This window comes from Humibacter albus DSM 18994, from assembly GCF_000421825.1.
Taxonomy (GTDB): domain Bacteria; phylum Actinomycetota; class Actinomycetes; order Actinomycetales; family Microbacteriaceae; genus Humibacter; species Humibacter albus.
Window position 1 is genome coordinate 83276 of sequence record NZ_ATXT01000018.1, and the last position, 17013, is coordinate 100288.

Here is a 17013-nt window from a genome sequence, read left to right on the forward strand (position 1 = left end):
TCGCGCGACCCCGGTCCCCGCGACGCTCCGACGCCGCGTTCGTCGCCACTTCGCCGGCTATGACAGGCTTCGCCCGGATGACAGCGGCCGCGATCCGAGGTTCGCCGCCTATGCCTCGGCTCGCTCGAAGAGCCGCAGCATGTCGTGCGCGAGCTGATTCGGCGCGGTCTCGCAGGGGCTGTGACCGGTTCGGTACACGACGAGCTCGGCCCCGAGCCGTTCGGCGAACCGCGCGTGCTGCTCAACAGGCCACAGATCGTGCTCCCCCGTCGCGACGAGGACGGGGATGCCGGTGGCCCGCAGCTCGCCGGTCACGTCGGGAGTACGGCGCATCAGCGAGATGATGTCGTCCACGGCGGCTCGAGAAGTGAGGCGGAAGCGCGACCGCACGAACGCGAGTCGGTTCGGACCCACCTTGTTCTTGTTGGTCACGATGCCCCAGATCATCAGGCCGGCCCCCTGGTGCGCCGTCGTGAACCGGCTGAGCCAGCCGATCAGACGGATGCCCCGAAACGCCTGACCCGCCAGTGGCGGCGCCGTGAGGAGCGTGAGACTGAGCATCAGATCGGGGCGGCGCACCGCGGCCAGCTCGGCGACGGTGCCCGCGAAGGAATAGCCCAGCACGTGCGCGGGGCCGCCTGCAGTGAGCACGGCGACCAAGTCGTCGACGAACAGGTCGTAGTCGTAGCGGCGGCCCTCGGCCGGACCCGCGTCGGCCGACTCGTACTGACCGGCGATGTCGAACGAGTCCACCCGGTAGCCCGCGGCGACGAGCAGTGGACCGAGGAGCGCGAAGTCCTCCTTCGAGCCGGTGGCGCCGGGCACCAGCAGAACGCGGGGCCGGGATGCCTCGCCCATGCTCCACATCGCCAGCTCGCCACTCGGAGCGGAGAACCTCGAGACGACCGTCCCGCGGGGCGGCGTCGCCCAGTCCACTTCGCCGATCGTCGCGTCGGCCACGACGGCAGCGCGGCGTGACTCAGCGTCGTCGGCCGCGGGCATCCCGTCGGCGCGCTCGTGGTCGGTGGGCACCCGTTCACCTTATGGCGCGAGGCCGCTGTCGCGCTCGGGCCGGCCTCACGCGGCCGATCGTGTCGTCCGGCTCTCGTACGGGGCGCCCGCCGGTGCCGGGGAAGCCGGCGAGATAGCCTTTCGTGGTGAGACTTGCGCACCTGCGGTACCCCGGGGAGCGTGCGCGCCTGGCCGTCGTCGTGGACGACCGGGCTGCGTTCGCCGACGACCTGATCGACGAGGCGCCGCGCGACCTCCAGGAACTCATCGAGCGCGGAGACGATGCAGTCGCGGCACTCGAGGCCTCCGCCGGCGAGGCGGGCGAACGTGCCGACACGTGGCATCCGATCGCCGACCTGCGATACGCCTCGGCCGTGCAGCGTCCCCCCGTCATCCTCGCCATCGGGGCGAACTACGCCGCGCACTCGGCCGAGCTGGCGCTCAAGGTGGAGAAGGCACCGACGGTGTTCTCGCTCTGGCCGAACTCGTTGAACGCACACGAGTCCACCACGGCATGGCCGGCGGAGCTCTCGGAACAGGTCGACTACGAGGCCGAGCTCGGAGTCATCATCGGCAAGCCGGCGCGCAACGTGCGGGTGACCGACGCGCTCGACCACGTGTTCGGCTACACGGTGGTCAACGACATCACCGCCCGCGACCTGCAGTTCTCCGAGGCGCAGTGGTCGCGCTGCAAGTCGTTCGACGGCTTCACCCCAACCGGCCCCGTCGTCGTGACGGCCGATCGCATTCCCGATCCCCAGGACCTCTGGCTGGCGACCACCGTCGACGGTCGGCTGCTTCAGGACGCCCCGACCTCCGGCATGGTGCGCTCCGTCGCGGAGCTCGTGTCGTATCTCTCCCGCTCCTCGACTCTGCTGCCGGGAACGCTCATCTCCACCGGCAGCCCGGGCGGCGCCGGCTACTCGCGCACGCCGCCGATCTTCCTGCGCGACGGGTCGAAGGTGACGGTGTCGTGCTCCGGCATCGGCTCGCTCACGACCTACTGCCGGGTGGAGTGAGGGGTGGACGCGCTCTAGAGCCGCGCGTCCGGATGTCCGTGGTGCTGCGGCACCACCGGCACCGAGGTGGTGATGGTCTCCATGCCGCTGAGCCGAGCCGGCGACAGCAGCTTCGTCACCTGGTCGCGCGGCATCAGGCCCGCTTCCACGACGAGGTCGGCCACGCTGCGGTTCGTCAGCAGCGCGGTCTTCGCCAGAGCGGCAGCGGCCGCGTAGCCGATGTGCGGCGTCAGCGCCGTGATGACGCCGATGTTCGAGCCGACCATGGTCTCGAGCCGCTCCTCGTTGGCGGTGATGCCGTCGACGCAGTTGATGCGCAGCGTGAGGCAGGCCTGCCTCAGCCAGGTGATGGACTGGAGGAGGAAGTTCGCGATCACCGGCTCGAATGCATTCAACTGCAGCTGGCCGGCCTCCGCGGCCGCGGTCACCGTGGCATCCGCACCGATGATGCTGAAGGCCACCTGGTTCACGACCTCCGGAATGACCGGGTTCACCTTGCCGGGCATGATGCTGGAGCCTGCCTGCATCGGCGGGAGGTTGATCTCACCAAAACCGGCCTGCGGGCCACTGGAGAGCAGGCGAAGATCGTTGCAGATCTTCGAGAGCTTCACCGCGCTGCGCTTGAGCGCTCCGCTGAACGACATGAAGGCACCCGCGTCGCTCGTCGACTCGATGAGGTCGGGGGCCGTCTCGAGGTCGAGTCCGGAGAGCTCGCGCAGATAGCCGAGGGTGGCCGCCCCGTAGCGCGGGTCCGCGGTGATGCCGGTGCCGATTGCGGTGGCGCCGATGTTCACCTCGGCGAGCAGCCACGTCGTCTCCTTGAGACGTTCGTAGTCCTCGGCGAGAGTCGTGGCGAATCCGTGGAACTCCTGCCCGAGCGTCATCGGCACGGCGTCCTGCAACTGCGTGCGACCGACCTTGAGCACGTGTTTGAACTCGACGCCCTTGCGCGAGAACGACTCGCGCAACGCCCACAGCTCGTCGAGCAACGAGCGCAGCAGCAGCGACAGCGCGATCTTCACGGCGGTCGGGTAGGTGTCGTTCGTGCTCTGACTGCGGTTCACGTCGTCGATCGGATGGATGCGCGCATAGTCGCCCTTCTGCCATCCGCCGAGTTCGAGCGCCCGATTCGCGATCACCTCGTTGGCGTTCATGTTCGTCGAGGTGCCCGCGCCGCCCTGGATGATGCCGACCACGAACTGGTCGTGCAGCTTGCCGTCGAGGATCTCACGGCACGCCTGTTCGATCAGCTCCGCCTTGCGCGGATCGAGCGCACCGATCTCGGCGTTCGCCCGTGCCGCCGCGAGCTTCACCATCGCGAGCGCCTCGACGAACGTCGAGTAGACGGCGATCGGCCGGTGCGCGATCGGGAAGTTCTCCAGAGCGCGAGACGTGTGGACCCCCCAGTAGACGTCGGCCGGGATGCGACGCTCGCCCAGCGAGTCCGTCTCCACGCGGAACGGACCTTCCTTGGCGTCCCAACCCTCGGGCGGCGTCATCTCGCCATCGGGTCGTTCGACAGAGATCTCGCGTGTCGCGATCACGACGTTCACCTTTCCGCGACGCTCCCGTGCGCCGGCGATTTCGACTCTACGCGGCGTGCGCGAGGCATCCTCGTGTCATGTCCGGCAGCCCGGACACAACGGCTCACGCCGCAGCAGGGCCGCACCGATCGTCGGTTGTAGCGGCTCTGGCGGAAGCAGAGACCGCACTGATCATCGGCTGTCGCGGCGCCGTCGCGAGCGGGAGCACCTCACGCCCGGATCGCCGCTGCGAGGCTCAGGAGAGCTTGCGCAGCAGTCCTCGCACGAAGCCGTCGACCTTGGCCGTGTACGGCGGGAAGACGAGCGCCAGCGACTCGGGCTTGAGCGGCTTGCTGAGCACCGGCTTCTCATGGCTGAACGTGACGAACCCGTACTCGCCGTGATAGCGGCCCATGCCGCTTCCGCCGACTCCCCCGAACGGCAGCGAGTCGACCGTCTGGTGCACGAGGGCCACGTTGAAGCCGAGAGCGCCCGACGACGTGCCGCGCAGGAACGCCTTGCGCACCTCGTCGCGGTCGCTGAACACGTACAGCGCCAGGGACTTCTCGGCGGCTGCGATGCGCCGGATCGCGTCGGCGTGGCTCGCGACCTCGATCACCGGAAGGATCGGGCCGAAGATCTCCTCCTGCATCACCGCGGCGTCGTCTGGCACGTTCGTGAGAACGGTGGGAGCGATGTACCGGTCCTCGGCGTCGGCTGTGCCGCCGATCGCCGCCGTGCCATCGTCGAGAAGAGCGTTCAGCACGCCGAATCGCGCGTCGTCGACGATGCGCGCGTAGTCCCCGGATGCCTGAGGGTCGTTTCCGTAGAGCTCCCTCACCGCATCGCCGATGAGCGGCACGATGCGGTCGGCCACACTCGTGGTCGCGAGCAGATAGTCGGGCGCCACGCAGGTCTGCCCCGCATTCAGGAACTTGCCCCACGCGATGCGCTTGGCCGCAGCGCGCAGGTCCACCGAGTCGTCGACGTAGACCGGCGACTTGCCGCCGAGCTCGAGCGTGATCGGCGTCAAGTGCCGGGCCGCGGCCGTCGCCACGATGCGCCCGACGCGCGCGCCGCCCGTGTAGAAGATGTGGTCGAAGCGCTGCTCGAGCAGCGCGGTCGTCTCAGGGACCGCGCCCTCCACCACGCTGATCGCACGCAAGTCGAGGTACTGCGGCACCAGACGTGCCACGGTCGCCGAGGTCGCCGGCGCCAGCTCGCTCGGCTTCATGACGACCGCGTTCCCGGCGGCCACAGCGGCGACCACCGGGGCGAGCAGCAACTGGATCGGATAGTTCCACGGGGCGATCACCAGCACGACGCCGAGCGGCTCGCGCAGCACGTAGCCGCGACCGGGCTGCACCGACAGCGGGAGGCTGACGCGTCGCGGCGATGTCCAGGTGCGCAGGTTCTTCAGCGCGTGCGCCACCTCGCTGAGCACCACGTTCACGTCGGCGAGGTTGGCCTCGGTGGGACTGCGGTGCAGATCGGCGGCGAGCGCCGCCTCCCACTCGGCGGCACGTTCGGTGAGCATGCGGCGGATGCCGTTCAGCTGCTCCCTGCGCCACGCCAGCGGCTTCGTGATCCCGCTCTCGAAAGCCCGACGGCGCTGGACGACGTTGTCCGCGATCTCCTCAGAAGTCATGCCGTCATCGTAGGACCCGCCGGTGAGCGCGAGAGATGTCTCAGTGCGAGAAGAGCGCTTCGATCGGCCCGCGCGCGAAGTAGATGGCGAAACCGGCAGCCACGATCCACAGCAGCGGGCTGATCGAGCGGAGCTTGCCGGCGAAGGCCTGCACGACGACCCAGGCGATGAAGCCCACACCGATGCCGTTCGCGATCGAGTAGGTCAGCGGCATCACGATGACCGTGAGGAACACCGGAAGCAGAACGGAGAAGTCGCTGAGGTCGATGCTCCTGATCTGCGACATCATCAGCGCGCCGACGATGACCAGCGCGGCCGCAGCCACCTCGGACGGCACGATCTGCGCGATCGGGGTGAAGAACATGGCGAGCAGGAAGAGCACGCCCGTGATCACGTTCGCGAACCCGGTGCGGGCTCCCTCACCGATGCCGGCGCCCGACTCGACGAACACCGTGTTCGACGACCCCGAGGTGAGGCCACCGGCGACGGCGCCGACACCCTCGACGATCAGCGCGCTCTTCAACCGCGGGAAGGTGCCGTCGGGATTCGAGAGCCCGGCTTCCTTCGCCAGTCCCGTCATCGTTCCCATCGCGTCGAAGAAGTTGCTGAAGACGAGGGTGAAGACCAGCATCACGGCCGTGAGCACCCCGAGCTTGCTGAAGTCGAAGCTCACCTGGCCGACGAGAGAGAAGTCGGGAAGCGAGACCCAGTCGGAGATCTGCGGGATGTTGAGATTCCATCCGGTCGCATCCTTCGGCTGCGCGCCGAGGTGCCAGATCGCCTGCGCGATCACGGCGAGGATCGTGCCCGATGCGAGGCCGATCAGGATGGCGCCCTTCACCTTGCGCGCGACGAGCACCCCGGTGATCAGCAGCGTGATCACGAAGATGAGCGTCGGAATGGTGGCCACCGATCCGTCGCTGCCCAGGCCGATCGGCGGGGAGCTGAGGTTCGTGGTCTTGACGAATCCGGCATCCACCAGTCCGATGAACGCGATGAAGAGGCCGATGCCGACGGTGATCGCGATCTTCAGCGAGTACGGAACCGCGTCGAAGATGAGGCGCCGCAGCCCGGTAGCGGAGAGGATCACGATGATCAGACCCTCGATCACGACGAGACCCATCGCCTCGGGCCAGGTGACCTGTCCCACCACGCTGACCGCGAGGAACGAGTTGATGCCGAGGCCCGCGGCGAACGCGAACGGCAGCCGCGCGATGAGGCCGAAGAGGATCGTCATGACGCCGGCGGTGAGCGCAGTGACGGCCGCGACCTGCGCGAACTGGAGGACGTGGTGCTCGACGTCCTTCGTGCCCGACAGGATGATCGGGTTGAGCACGATGATGTAGGCCATCGTGACGAACGTGACCAGGCCGCCGCGCACCTCCTGCCACCAGGTCGACCCGCGCCTGGACACCTCGAAGAAGCCGTCGAGGCGACCCCGGGCCTGCGGCGGGGTCTGCGTCTGCGTGTCGGTTTCGGACATGGGGGCTCTCTCCGATCGGGCGAGGAAAGGTGAATGCGGTGCTGCCGAGACGATATTGTCAGGCAACTGCCAGGAGGCGCTAGCATCGCGAACGAAACGCGCTGCGGATGTGCAGCGCGTTTCATTCTCCCCCATCCGACGATCCCTGAAATGAGACCCGATGCCGACCCTCTGGACTTTGCACGGCGACGGCAAGACGATCCGCCCCGAGACGGTGGTCTCGCCCGACGAGAGGCTCAGCTGGCCGCGCACCATCGGCATCGGTGCTCAGCACGTCGTCGCCATGTTCGGGGCGACGTTCCTGGTGCCGCTTCTCACGCACTTCCCGCCGTCGACGACGCTGCTGTTCTCCGGCATCGGCACGATGCTGTTCCTGCTGATCACCCGCAACCGGCTGCCCAGCTACCTCGGGTCGTCGTTCGCGTTCATCGCCCCCATCACGGCAGCGGCAGCCGGCCACGGGATGGCGGGAGCGCTGTTCGGGATCGTGGCCGTCGGCATCCTGCTCGCCATCGTCGGCGCCGTCGTGATGCTCACCGGCACCGGGTGGATCGATGCGCTCATGCCGCCGGTGGTCGCCGGCGCGATCGTCGCTCTGATCGGCTTCAACCTCGCGCCGACCGCCGTCAGCAACTTCAGCTCCTCTCCGCTGGTCGCCCTCATCACGCTGGCCGCGATCATCCTGTGCACCGTCGCGTTCCGAGGGATGCTCGGACGCATGTCGATCTTCGTCGGCGTCGTGGTGGGGTACGTCGCTGCGGTGCTCCTCGGCGCGGTCGACTTCTCCCCCGTCGCCAAGGCCGCCTGGATCGGCTTACCGGCGTTCACTCTGCCGAAGAACCCGTTCGCGGATGGCTCGCTCTGGGCTCTGCTGCCGGTCTTCCTTCCCGTCGTGCTTGTGCTGATCGCGGAGAACGTCGGTCACATCCGCGCGGTCACCCAGATGACCGGCAAGGACGTGAACGTGCTCACCGGGCGCGCCCTGCTGGCCGACGGCATCTCGACCACGATCGCCGGCTTCTTCGGCGGCTCCGGCACCACCACCTATGGCGAGAACATCGGCGTCATGGCGGCCACGAAGGTGTACTCGACGGCGGCCTACTGGGTCGCCGGCATCGTCGCGCTGCTGCTCGGCCTCTCGCCCAAGGTGGGGGCCGTGCTGAACACGATCCCCTCGGGAGTGCTCGGCGGCGCGACGCTGGCGCTCTACGGCCTGATCGGCGTCGTGGGCATCAAGATCTGGATCGACAACAAGGTGGACTTCTCCAAGCCGAAGAACCAGTTCGCGGCGGCCGTCGCGCTCGTGATCGGTGTCGGAAACCTGACCTGGGTGATCGGCGACGCGAAGACCGGCATCTCGCTCAGCGGCATCGTGCTGGGCACCGTGGCGGCGATCGTGACCTACCACCTGATGAACGCGCTGGGGCGCTGGCGCGGCGCCGACTGACGCCGTCTCAGGCGACCTTTCAGCCGTGCAGAGCGGGGATGATGAGGTAGATGCCGAAGAGCACCACCAGCGCGCAGAGCACGAAGCACGTGTAGGCGACCACGAGCGCCAGCCGTTTCTGCAGCGGCGTGAGCGGGCTGCGCGCGGCGGCCTTCTTGATGCGCTTCGCCTCGGCGGCCGCCTCGGTCGGGGTGACGATCGTGATGGCGTCGGTGAACTCCGCGGGCGTGACGTGAGGAGCCTTGCCGGCGGTGGAGAGCATCCTGAGCCCCAACGCGTAGAGGGACACCACGACGCACGCCGATGCCAGCGCGGCGACGGCCACCGCCACGAAGGCGATCCAGTCGATCATGCTGCCCTCCGTTTCGCGTTCTTCGGCTTGACCTTGCGGATCTTGACCACCCGGCCCGATTCGGCGACCTCGTTGACGCCCTCGAGCGCGTTGCGCGCATCCACGTTGTTGTGCTTCGAGATGGCGAAGATCGCCACGATCACGCCGACCGCGATGATCAGGTCGATCACGACGCCGACCGTGCCGAGCAGGGCGATGAACGCCGTGATGGCGCCCACGATCGCCGATGCGGGCAGTGTCATGAGCCAGCCCAGTCCGATGCGACCCGCCGTGCCCCAGCGCACGCTGGACCCGCGTCGGCCGAGCCCCGAGCCGATGACGGAACCGGAGGCGACCTGCGTGGTGGAGAGCGCGAACCCGAGGTGCGACGAGGCCAGGATGGTCGCTGCCGTTGCCGTCTCGGCAGCGAAGCCCTGCGCCGGCTTGACATCGGTGAGACCTTTGCCGAGCGTGCGGATGATGCGCCACCCGCCGGTGTAGGTGCCGATCGCGATCGCCAGGGCGCAGGCCGTGATGACGAGCACGGGCGGGTTCGCGTTCGGTCCGAGCACCCCCGCGGAGATGAGGACCAGCGTGATGACGCCCATGGTCTTCTGAGCGTCGTTCGTGCCGTGCGCCAGCGCGACCAGCGACGAGGAGAAGATCTGCGCGTACCGGAACCCCGCACGGCCGTCGGGGAGATTGTCGTACCGGCGCGTGATCGCGTACGCCAGCCGGGTGGCGCAGAACGCCACGAGTCCCGCGATGACCGGCGAGAGCAGCGCCGGCAGGATCACCTTGTCGAGCAGCACGATGTAGTCGACAGAGCTCACGCCGGCGCCCACGATGGCGGCGCCGATCAGGCCGCCGAACAGCGCATGACTCGACGACGACGGCAACCCGAAGAGCCAGGTCACAAGGTTCCAGATGATCGCGCCGATGAGCCCCGCGAGAATCATCGTCGGCGTGATCTGCACGCCGCCCGAGCCCTCCTTGATCAGCCCGCCCGAGATCGTCTTGGCGACCTCCGTGGACAGGAACGCACCGACGAGGTTGAGCGCCGCGGCCAGCGCGACCGCGATCTTGGGCCGCATCGCGCCGGTCGCGATGGGCGTCGCCATGGCATTCGCCGTGTCGTGGAAGCCGTTGGTGAAGTCGAAGAACAGCGCCAGTGCGATCACCAGCACGACGATCAGGGTGAGGTCCACCGACGTCTTTCTCGAGATAAGGGCACGGGAACGGTCCGCGCGCGGTGTACCGGCGGCGCGAGCACGTCGGGTTCATCTGTGGCGCACGCGACGTTAACGACCACAACGATCGTCACACGCTGTCGCGGGGCGGTCAACTCGAGGGCGATATCGCTTCGGCCGTCGCCTGAGACAGGAGCTCCAGCACGGCTCGGGCGTAGGCGGTCTCCGCGTCGGGCGCCTCATGCCGGGAGCGTGCGGAAGCGCGCGCGGTCTCGACCACGTAGGCACCGGCATCCGTTCGACTGAGCGAGACGAAGGTTCCGCGCAGCAGTTCGCGCAACTGGTCCTCACGAGGAAGCCAGAGCGCGTTGTCGAGCGCCACCGAGTCGAGTGCCCACTCGGTCGTGCCGTTGAAGCCGAGGATGGTGCCGGTGTCGAACTCGTGCGCCTCGATCGTCATGTCGCTGACAGTGAAGCTCTCGCCGTCGAACTCGCCGGTGTCGATCACGAACACGTCGCCCGACACGGGATGCCAGCGCAGCCCGTTCTCGCGCAACTCGCGTGCCAAGGCGGTCGAGATCATGTACGCAATTATGCCCCGGGGGCGTGCGAACCCGCCGAGCGCGGCTCCTCGTCGCCGGCCGCGGGGACCAGCTCAGCCAGCAGGCACACCTCGAGCGGGTCGCGCCTGACCCAGGTCTCGTGGCGAACGAGCCGAAGACCCGCGTCGGAAGCGATCGACGACAGTGCTTCGATGGTGCCGGTGCGCTCGTGCCGCAACGGGTGGCTGCCGTGCGGATGCCTCACCTCGCCGCTGTGCGCCGCCTCCTCGACCTCCGGCACGTCGCTGAGGTCTCCGGTGCGGAACACCGCGACGACGACACGGCCGCCGCGTGCCAGGAGGCGGCGCCACTCACGCAGTGCATCGCTCGGATCCAGCAGCAGATGCAGCGCCGTCACGCAGGTGATCAGGTCGAACGCGCCGTCGGGGAACGGGAGCGGCCCCATGGCATCCGCCTGCAGAAGCTCGGCGTGCGGCAGGTGTGCACGCGCGACTTCGAGCATCCCGTTCGAGACGTCGATCCCGACGAGACGGTCGACGCTGTCCGGTGCGAAGGCGCGCAACACCAAAGCGGTGCCGGTCGCCACATCCAGGACGGACCTCGCACCATGCGCTCCGGCGAATCGGATGGTCTCCACCGCCAGTTCCGGATGGAAGGCGGATTCGTCGTATTCCGGGGCCCGCAGGTCGAACTGCCGAGCGATGTCGGCGACGGTCTCGTGCTCGGCCATGCCGCGCTTACTGTTCCTCGTGGTGGTTGGGATCGCCGTCGAACAGCCGGCCGTCGTTCCGGCCGAGGGCGGTGATCGCCGCCATCTCGTCGTCCGTCAGCTCGAACCCGAACAAGTCGAGGTTCTCGCGCTGCCGCTCGGGCGAACTGCTCTTCGGCAGCGGCACGGAACCGAGCTGCACGTGCCACCGGAGCACCACCTGCGCCGGCGTCACCCCGTGCGCCGCCGCCGCGCCGGCTATGACGCGCTCGGTCAGCACGGGCGAGTTCTTGCCCAGCGGGCTCCACGCCTCGGTCACGATGTCGTGCTCGGCGTGGAAGCGCAGGAGCTCCTGCTGAGGGAAGTACGGGTGCAGCTCCACCTGGTTCACCGCCGGCAACTCACCGGTCTCGCGCTGCAGCCTGGTGAGGAACTCCTCGGTGAAGTTCGAAACGCCGACCGTGCGAACGAGCCCGCGATCGCGCAACTCGAGCATGGCCTTGAACGTGTCGACATACTTGTCGACGCTCGGGTTCGGCCAGTGGATGAGCAAGATGTCGATCACGTCGACACCGAGCGCATGCCGCGACTCGTCGAACGACGCCAGCGTCTCGTCGTAGCCGTGGTGCCGTCCGGGGATCTTCGTCTGCACCATCAGCTCGGACCGCTCGACGCCAGAGGCGCGCATGCCGCGCCCCACGGCGTTCTCGTTGGCGTAGTTCACCGCTGTGTCGATCAGCCGGTAGCCGGCGGCGATCGCGGAGGCGACGGCCTGCTCGCCCTCGTCGCCACGCAGCGGATAGGTGCCGAAGCCGGTGGCGGGGATGCTCGTGCCGTCGTTCAGTCGACGCTCGGGGATGCTCATGGTTCCACGGTAGCGAGCGGCACCCGCATCGTGGCCGGCCTGCGGCGATCGTGCGCCGGAACGATGGCCGGTTCACTCCATCGCGACGATGACCTTTCCGCGCACGTGACCGGCCATCAGATGCTCGTACGCCTCGGCGGCGCGCTCCAACGGATAGACGGAGTCGATCGGGAGCACGAGTTCGTCGGCCGCGACGAGAGCAGCGACGGACGCGAGGTCGTCGGCCGAGGCATCCGGCCCGCCCTTGCCCTGGGCACCCCGGTAGCCTCGTGCGGCGATCGTGTTGATGCGCGTCAGCGGAAGGCCGAGCTGGAGGGCCACGTCGACCGTCTCCGGGCCGTGCGTGTCGATCGCCGCCGTGATGCCGTCGGGCGCCGCCTCGCGCACACGATCCGCGAGCCCGTCGCCGTATGCGACGGGGATGATTCCCAGCTCGCGCAGGAACTCGTGATTGGCTTCGCTCGCGGTGCCGACGACGACGGCGCCGCGGCGCACGGCGAGCTGGCTTGCGAGCACGCCGACACCGCCGGCTGCGGCGCTGACCAGAACCGTGTCCTCCGCGGTGATCGCCAGGGCGTCCACACAGGCGCACGCCGTGCGGCCACCGATCGCGAGTGCTGCGGCGGCGTCGGTTTCGAGGCCGTCGGGCGCCGGCAGAATCAGGTCGTCCTGATCGATGATCAGCGCGTCGGCGAGCGCTTCGTTGCGCCTTCCGCCATAGACGCGTTGCCCGGGCGAGAACCGCGTCACACCCTCTCCCGCCCTGTCCACGATGCCGGCGAAGTCGTGGCCGACTCCGTTGGGCAGCGTGGCGCCGTAACGGGAGGCGGCGGCCCCGCCGAAGATCTTGTAGTCCACCGGATTCAGCCCGGCAGCGGTCACGCGCACGCGCACCTCGCCCGGCCCCGGCTCCCGGGGATCGACCTCCACGACCTCCAACACGTCGGGACCGCCGAACCTCTCGTAGCGCACCGCTCTGTTCATCGCTCCAGACTGTCACCGGTCGCCCGAACTCGTCACCGCAACTCGTCACCGCCGATCGAGCGCACGTTCGTGCGCCGCGGTTGCCGTCGACGCCCTCCCCGGCCGTCTCGGCGGATAGCGTGGATGCCATGCCCGACACCTCTCCGACGTCGCCCGATCCCGCTCCCGCCGCTGCATCCGCTCCCCTCGCCCGGCGCGCACCCCGCGCACGCAGCCATCACGGCGACACCGTGGACGACCCGTATGAGTGGCTGCGCGACAAAGACGATCCCGAGGTCATCGCGCACCTGAAGGCGGAGAACGCGTACACCGAGGCGCAGACCGCCCACCTCGCACCGCTTCGCGAGCGCATCTTCGAGGAGATCCGCACTCGCACGCAGGAGACCGATCTTTCCGTGCCGGTCCGCGAGGGCGGCTGGTGGTACTACTCGCGCTCGTTCGAGGGCCGGCAGTACGGAGTGCAGTGCCGCGCGCCCATCGCCTCCGACGACGACTGGAACCCGCCCGTGGTCGCCCAGGTCGAGGCCGGCACTCCCGCGCTGGCCGGCGAGCAAGTTCTCTTCGACTCGAACGCGGAGTCCGCCGGCCACGACTTCTTCCGCCTCGGCACGTTCGACGTGAGCGCCGACGGCACGACGCTGCTCTACGCCGTCGACACCGCGGGCGACGAACGGTACACGCTGAGGGTGCGCGACCTGGAGAGCGGAACGGACCTCGCCGACCTGGTGCCCGACACCTCTGCGGGCGCCGTGCTCTCCCCCGACGGTCGATACGCCTTCTACGCGACCGTGGACGACGCCTGGCGCCCGGACACGGTGTGGCGGCACGAGCTCGGCACCGACGCCTCCGCCGACGTGGCGGTGCACCACGAGGACGACGAGCGGTACTGGGTCGGAGTCGGACTCACGCGCAGCCGCGGCTTCATCGAGATCGGCATCGGCTCATCGATCACCAGCGAATCCCGCCTCATTCCCGCCTCCGATCCGACCGCTGAGCCCACCGTCGTCTGGCCGCGGCGGGAGGGCGTGGAGTACGAGGTCGAACACGCGATAGTCGCAGGCCGGGATCGCCTGCTCATCGTGCACAACGACGGTGCAGAGGACTTCGAGCTCGTGGATGTCGCGGCATCCGATCCGCAGGGAGCTCGCGAGGTCGTTCTGCCGCATCGCCGCGGTGTGCGCCTCGAGTCCGTCGACGCGTTCGCGTCCCGCCTGGTCGTCAAATACCGCCGGGACGCGCTCACCCGCGTCGCGGTACTGCCCCTGACGGATGCCGGATACGGCGAGCCGCGCGAACTCGCCTTCGACGAGCCGCTGTACACGGTGGGCGCGGTGGGAAACCCGGAGTGGACGCAGCCGACAGTACGCCTCGGATACGGCTCGCTGCTCACCCCGTCGACCGTGTACGACTGGGTGCCCGGCGAAAGCGCGAGCACCGACGCGTTGCGCTTGTTGAAGCGTCAGCCGATCTTGGGCGGCTACGACCCGCAGCACTACGAGCAGCGACGCGAATGGGCGACGGCCGACGACGGAACGCGCGTGCCGGTCTCGCTCGTCTACCGACGTGATCTCGTCACGCCGGGCGAGCCCGCACCGCTCGAGCTCTACGGCTACGGCTCGTACGAGCACAGCGTCGATCCGGCGGTCTCGATCGCCCGGCTCTCCCTGCTGGACCGTGGTGTCGTCTTCGCGATCGCGCACGTGCGCGGCGGCGGAGAGCTCGGCCGGCACTGGTACGAGCAGGGCAAGCTGACCGCGAAGAAGAACTCGTTCACCGACTTCGTGGCCTGCGCGCGCCATCTCATCGAGGCCGGCTGGACGTCGCCCGACCGGCTGGTGGCGGAGGGTGGCAGCGCCGGCGGCCTGCTGATGGGCGCGGTGGCGAATCTGGCGCCCGAACTGTTCGCCGGCATCCTGGCCGACGTTCCGTTCGTGGACGCGCTCACGAGCATCCTCGACCCGGAGCTGCCGCTCACGGTGATCGAATGGGACGAGTGGGGCGACCCTCTGCACGACCCTGCCGTGTACGCCTACATGAAGTCGTACACGCCCTATGAGAACGTGCCGGACGACGCCTCCGGATATCCGCGCATCCTCGCCGTCACGAGCCTCAACGACACACGCGTGCTGTACGTCGAGCCCGCCAAGTGGACCGCGCGACTCCGCGCCTCAGGAGCGCCGGTGCTGCTGAAGATCGAGATGTCCGCGGGCCACGGCGGCGTGAGCGGGCGCTACAACGCGTGGCGGGAGCGCGCGTTCGAGCTCGCCTGGCTGCTCGACGTGCTGGGGCGCGCCGAGTAGGCCGCCCGGCGGTCAAGTCGGGACCCGCAGGCACGTCGGGCCCGACAGCCACGTGGCGCCGGGACCGTGTGGGAGTCGCGGCGAGCGCCCGATCGGCGGCCGTCTCAGGAACAGTACGGGCGGCAGGTTCGCTGCTGGAGGGCATCCACGAGCACATTCGTGATGTCCTGCGGCTGCTCGGCCGTGTAGACGGCGCCCACGGTGGCGTTCGCGATCTGAGACATCGCCGACACGTCGGTGTCCGGGCCCATGCCGACCATGATCACCGGCACCGGCTTCTTCGGATCGTTCAGCGCCTTCAGCTGGCTCACCAGCGACGTCAGGCTGAGGCCTCCGGCCGGGTTCTCGTTGCGCCCGTCGGTCACGACGAGCACGTAGTTGATCCTGTGCGGGTCGTAGCCCTGTTTCACGTCTTTGACCGCGGCGAGCACCGTGTCGTAGAGGCCGGTGTCTCCGGCGACCATCGTCGACAGCGAGCCGAACACCTGCGACACGTCAGACGCGTGCGCGGGGTCATCGAGCGACGCTATCGGACTGCGTTGCGCCCATGGCTGCGTGCCCGACTGATCGGTCGAAAACGTCCACACGCCCATCTCGGTCTGCGGCGGGAGCAATTGCAGCATGCCGCTCGCGGCATCCTCGAACACGTCGATGCGACTCCTGCCGTCGGCGTCTTCGTCCATCGACCCGGAAGTGTCGACCACGACGAGCATGCGCGAGCGCACGGTGATCGACGACCAGCTCTCCAGGATGCCCACCTGCGCGCCTCCGTCGAGCGCCGCCGACGTCTTCGGCGGGTTCGCGACGACGCCCTTCGCGGCGAAGCCCTCGCCGTCCGCGGTGCGGAACCCGGCCCGCGCCAGGGTGCGCGAATCGCTGCGGAACTGCCTCTCGAGAGCGCTGATCAACTGGTCCTTCGTCGCATCGCCGGTGGTGGTGCCGGCGACCCGCACGTACGGATACGACACGCTCACCGTGCCGTCGCTCGGATAGAGCGCGAAGAACTGATGGCTCGGCGACGACTCGTTCTGCGCGACCACGGACTGTTCCGTCGTGACGACCACGGTCGGTGCGGATGCCCGTTCCGCGTCCGCGAAAGCGTCGGGCACCGTCGCCGGAATCGTCTTGCTCAGCTCGATCATGTCGCGGGAGAAGGCGAGGTCGTCCCGGGAGTCCGCCGTCGCCTTGATCTCGGCGAGTGCCGCCAGGCTCGAGCCGTTCTGCGCGGGCTCGGGCAGCAGAACCGGGGTGTCGCCGTCGCCGATCGTGTTCCAGTTCAGGCTCGAGCCGTCGAACGCGTCGGCGTTCTTCGACGGCGTGGCGAAGACGAGCGGGCTCGAGGCGATGGACCGGCCGAACTCGGCGACGGGCGCGCGTCGGATCAGCGACCACGACAGCACCTGCATGCGGGGCTCCCATGCCGGGGAGTCCGGTATCCAGACGTCGGCCTTGATGTCGCCTCCGACGGCGAGAGCGGATGCCGTGTCGGCGGACTTCTGCGATGTCACGCTCGTGTGCACGCACGGCGTCGTCGCATCGAAGCCCTTGGCGGACGCCCTCAGCGCCGCTGCGATGGACGGATCGGCGACCACGCGCAGTTGCGTCGGCGTGCAGGTCTGTGCCCAGGCTGCCGCAGGCAGCACCGGATTGAAGACGTTCTTGGTCCAGGCGACGCAGCCCGTGACGATGAGCACGAGAACGACTCCGCCGGCGATGAACCAGAGCCGGCCGCGCTTGCGCTTCGCCGGCTGCCGGGCTGCATAGGCCTCGAACGTGGCGTCCGACGCGGTCGGGTGTACCTCGCGAGACCCGTTGGCAGGCTCCGACGCAGACGTCCCGTTCTGCACACGCGACGGGCCGATCGGACGACGTCGTCGCGATCGGTCGTTGTTGCTGTGTCGGCCCACGGGCACTCCACTGGTCGGGTTTGCTACCAGCCC

At 68.7% G+C, this 17013-nt stretch carries 14 protein-coding genes; 3 read left to right on the forward strand and 11 right to left on the reverse strand.

Features of this window, described 5'->3' with window-relative positions:
* Positions 1-108 precede the first annotated feature (108 nt).
* A complete protein-coding gene (locus H623_RS0114945) occupies positions 109-1002 on the reverse strand; it encodes an alpha/beta fold hydrolase (protein WP_026940407.1) in 894 nt (297 codons plus the stop codon).
* Between the two features lie 155 nt (positions 1003-1157).
* Between H623_RS0114945 and H623_RS0114950 the strand changes: the two genes are divergently transcribed.
* On the forward strand, positions 1158-2030 hold the full coding sequence (locus H623_RS0114950) for a fumarylacetoacetate hydrolase family protein (protein ID WP_026940408.1): 873 nt from the start codon (positions 1158-1160) through the stop codon (positions 2028-2030).
* A 14-nt stretch (positions 2031-2044) separates the two neighbouring features.
* On the opposite strand, the gene H623_RS0114955 is transcribed toward H623_RS0114950, so the two are convergent.
* The 3 genes from H623_RS0114955 to H623_RS0114965 form a co-directional block, all read right to left on the reverse strand.
* Complete coding sequence (locus tag H623_RS0114955) at positions 2045-3529, reverse strand: aspartate ammonia-lyase (protein WP_051143284.1); 1485 nt, start codon at positions 3527-3529, stop codon at positions 2045-2047.
* Positions 3530-3809: 280 nt separating this feature from the next.
* Positions 3810-5201 carry an aldehyde dehydrogenase family protein gene (locus H623_RS0114960; RefSeq protein ID WP_022901734.1) on the reverse strand — a complete coding sequence of 464 codons (1392 nt, stop codon included), beginning with the start codon at positions 5199-5201 and terminating at the stop codon, positions 3810-3812.
* Positions 5202-5241: 40 nt separating this feature from the next.
* The gene (locus H623_RS0114965; protein ID WP_022901735.1) at positions 5242-6684 is read right to left on the reverse strand and encodes an NCS2 family permease; all 1443 of its coding nucleotides are present in this window, start codon (positions 6682-6684) and stop codon (positions 5242-5244) included.
* Between the two features lie 160 nt (positions 6685-6844).
* Here H623_RS0114965 and H623_RS0114970 point away from each other — a divergent pair, with 160 nt between their 5' ends.
* A complete protein-coding gene (locus H623_RS0114970; RefSeq protein WP_022901736.1) occupies positions 6845-8131 on the forward strand; it encodes a uracil-xanthine permease family protein in 1287 nt (428 codons plus the stop codon).
* A gap of 19 nt (positions 8132-8150) precedes the next feature.
* Here H623_RS0114970 and H623_RS0114975 read toward each other — a convergent pair whose 3' ends face one another.
* From H623_RS0114975 to H623_RS0115000, 6 genes are all read right to left on the reverse strand, one after another.
* The gene (locus tag H623_RS0114975; RefSeq protein WP_022901737.1) at positions 8151-8483 is read right to left on the reverse strand and encodes a hypothetical protein; all 333 of its coding nucleotides are present in this window, start codon (positions 8481-8483) and stop codon (positions 8151-8153) included.
* Complete coding sequence (locus tag H623_RS0114980) at positions 8480-9670, reverse strand: inorganic phosphate transporter (protein ID WP_022901738.1); 1191 nt, start codon at positions 9668-9670, stop codon at positions 8480-8482. The genes H623_RS0114975 and H623_RS0114980 overlap by 4 nt, the downstream gene beginning before the upstream one ends.
* A 133-nt stretch (positions 9671-9803) precedes the next feature.
* Positions 9804-10235: a hypothetical protein gene (locus H623_RS0114985; protein ID WP_022901739.1), complete on the reverse strand. Its 432-nt coding sequence runs from the start codon at positions 10233-10235 to the stop codon at positions 9804-9806.
* 8 nt (positions 10236-10243) lie between these two features.
* Positions 10244-10945 (reverse strand): class I SAM-dependent methyltransferase, encoded by a 702-nt coding sequence (locus H623_RS21235; RefSeq protein WP_022901740.1) that lies wholly within the window; start codon positions 10943-10945, stop codon positions 10244-10246.
* 7 nt (positions 10946-10952) lie between these two features.
* Complete coding sequence (locus H623_RS0114995; RefSeq protein WP_022901741.1) at positions 10953-11789, reverse strand: aldo/keto reductase; 837 nt, start codon at positions 11787-11789, stop codon at positions 10953-10955.
* A gap of 72 nt (positions 11790-11861) precedes the next feature.
* Positions 11862-12773, reverse strand: a complete 912-nt coding sequence (locus H623_RS0115000; protein WP_022901742.1) for an NADP-dependent oxidoreductase — start codon at positions 12771-12773, stop codon at positions 11862-11864.
* A gap of 128 nt (positions 12774-12901) precedes the next feature.
* Between H623_RS0115000 and H623_RS0115005 the strand changes: the two genes are divergently transcribed.
* Positions 12902-15073 (forward strand): S9 family peptidase, encoded by a 2172-nt coding sequence (locus tag H623_RS0115005; RefSeq protein ID WP_022901743.1) that lies wholly within the window; start codon positions 12902-12904, stop codon positions 15071-15073.
* A gap of 104 nt (positions 15074-15177) precedes the next feature.
* Here the strand turns inward: H623_RS0115005 and H623_RS0115010 are convergent, their stop codons facing one another.
* On the reverse strand, positions 15178-16980 hold the full coding sequence (locus H623_RS0115010) for a substrate-binding domain-containing protein (RefSeq protein WP_022901744.1): 1803 nt from the start codon (positions 16978-16980) through the stop codon (positions 15178-15180).
* Between the last annotated feature and the right edge of the window lie 33 nt (positions 16981-17013).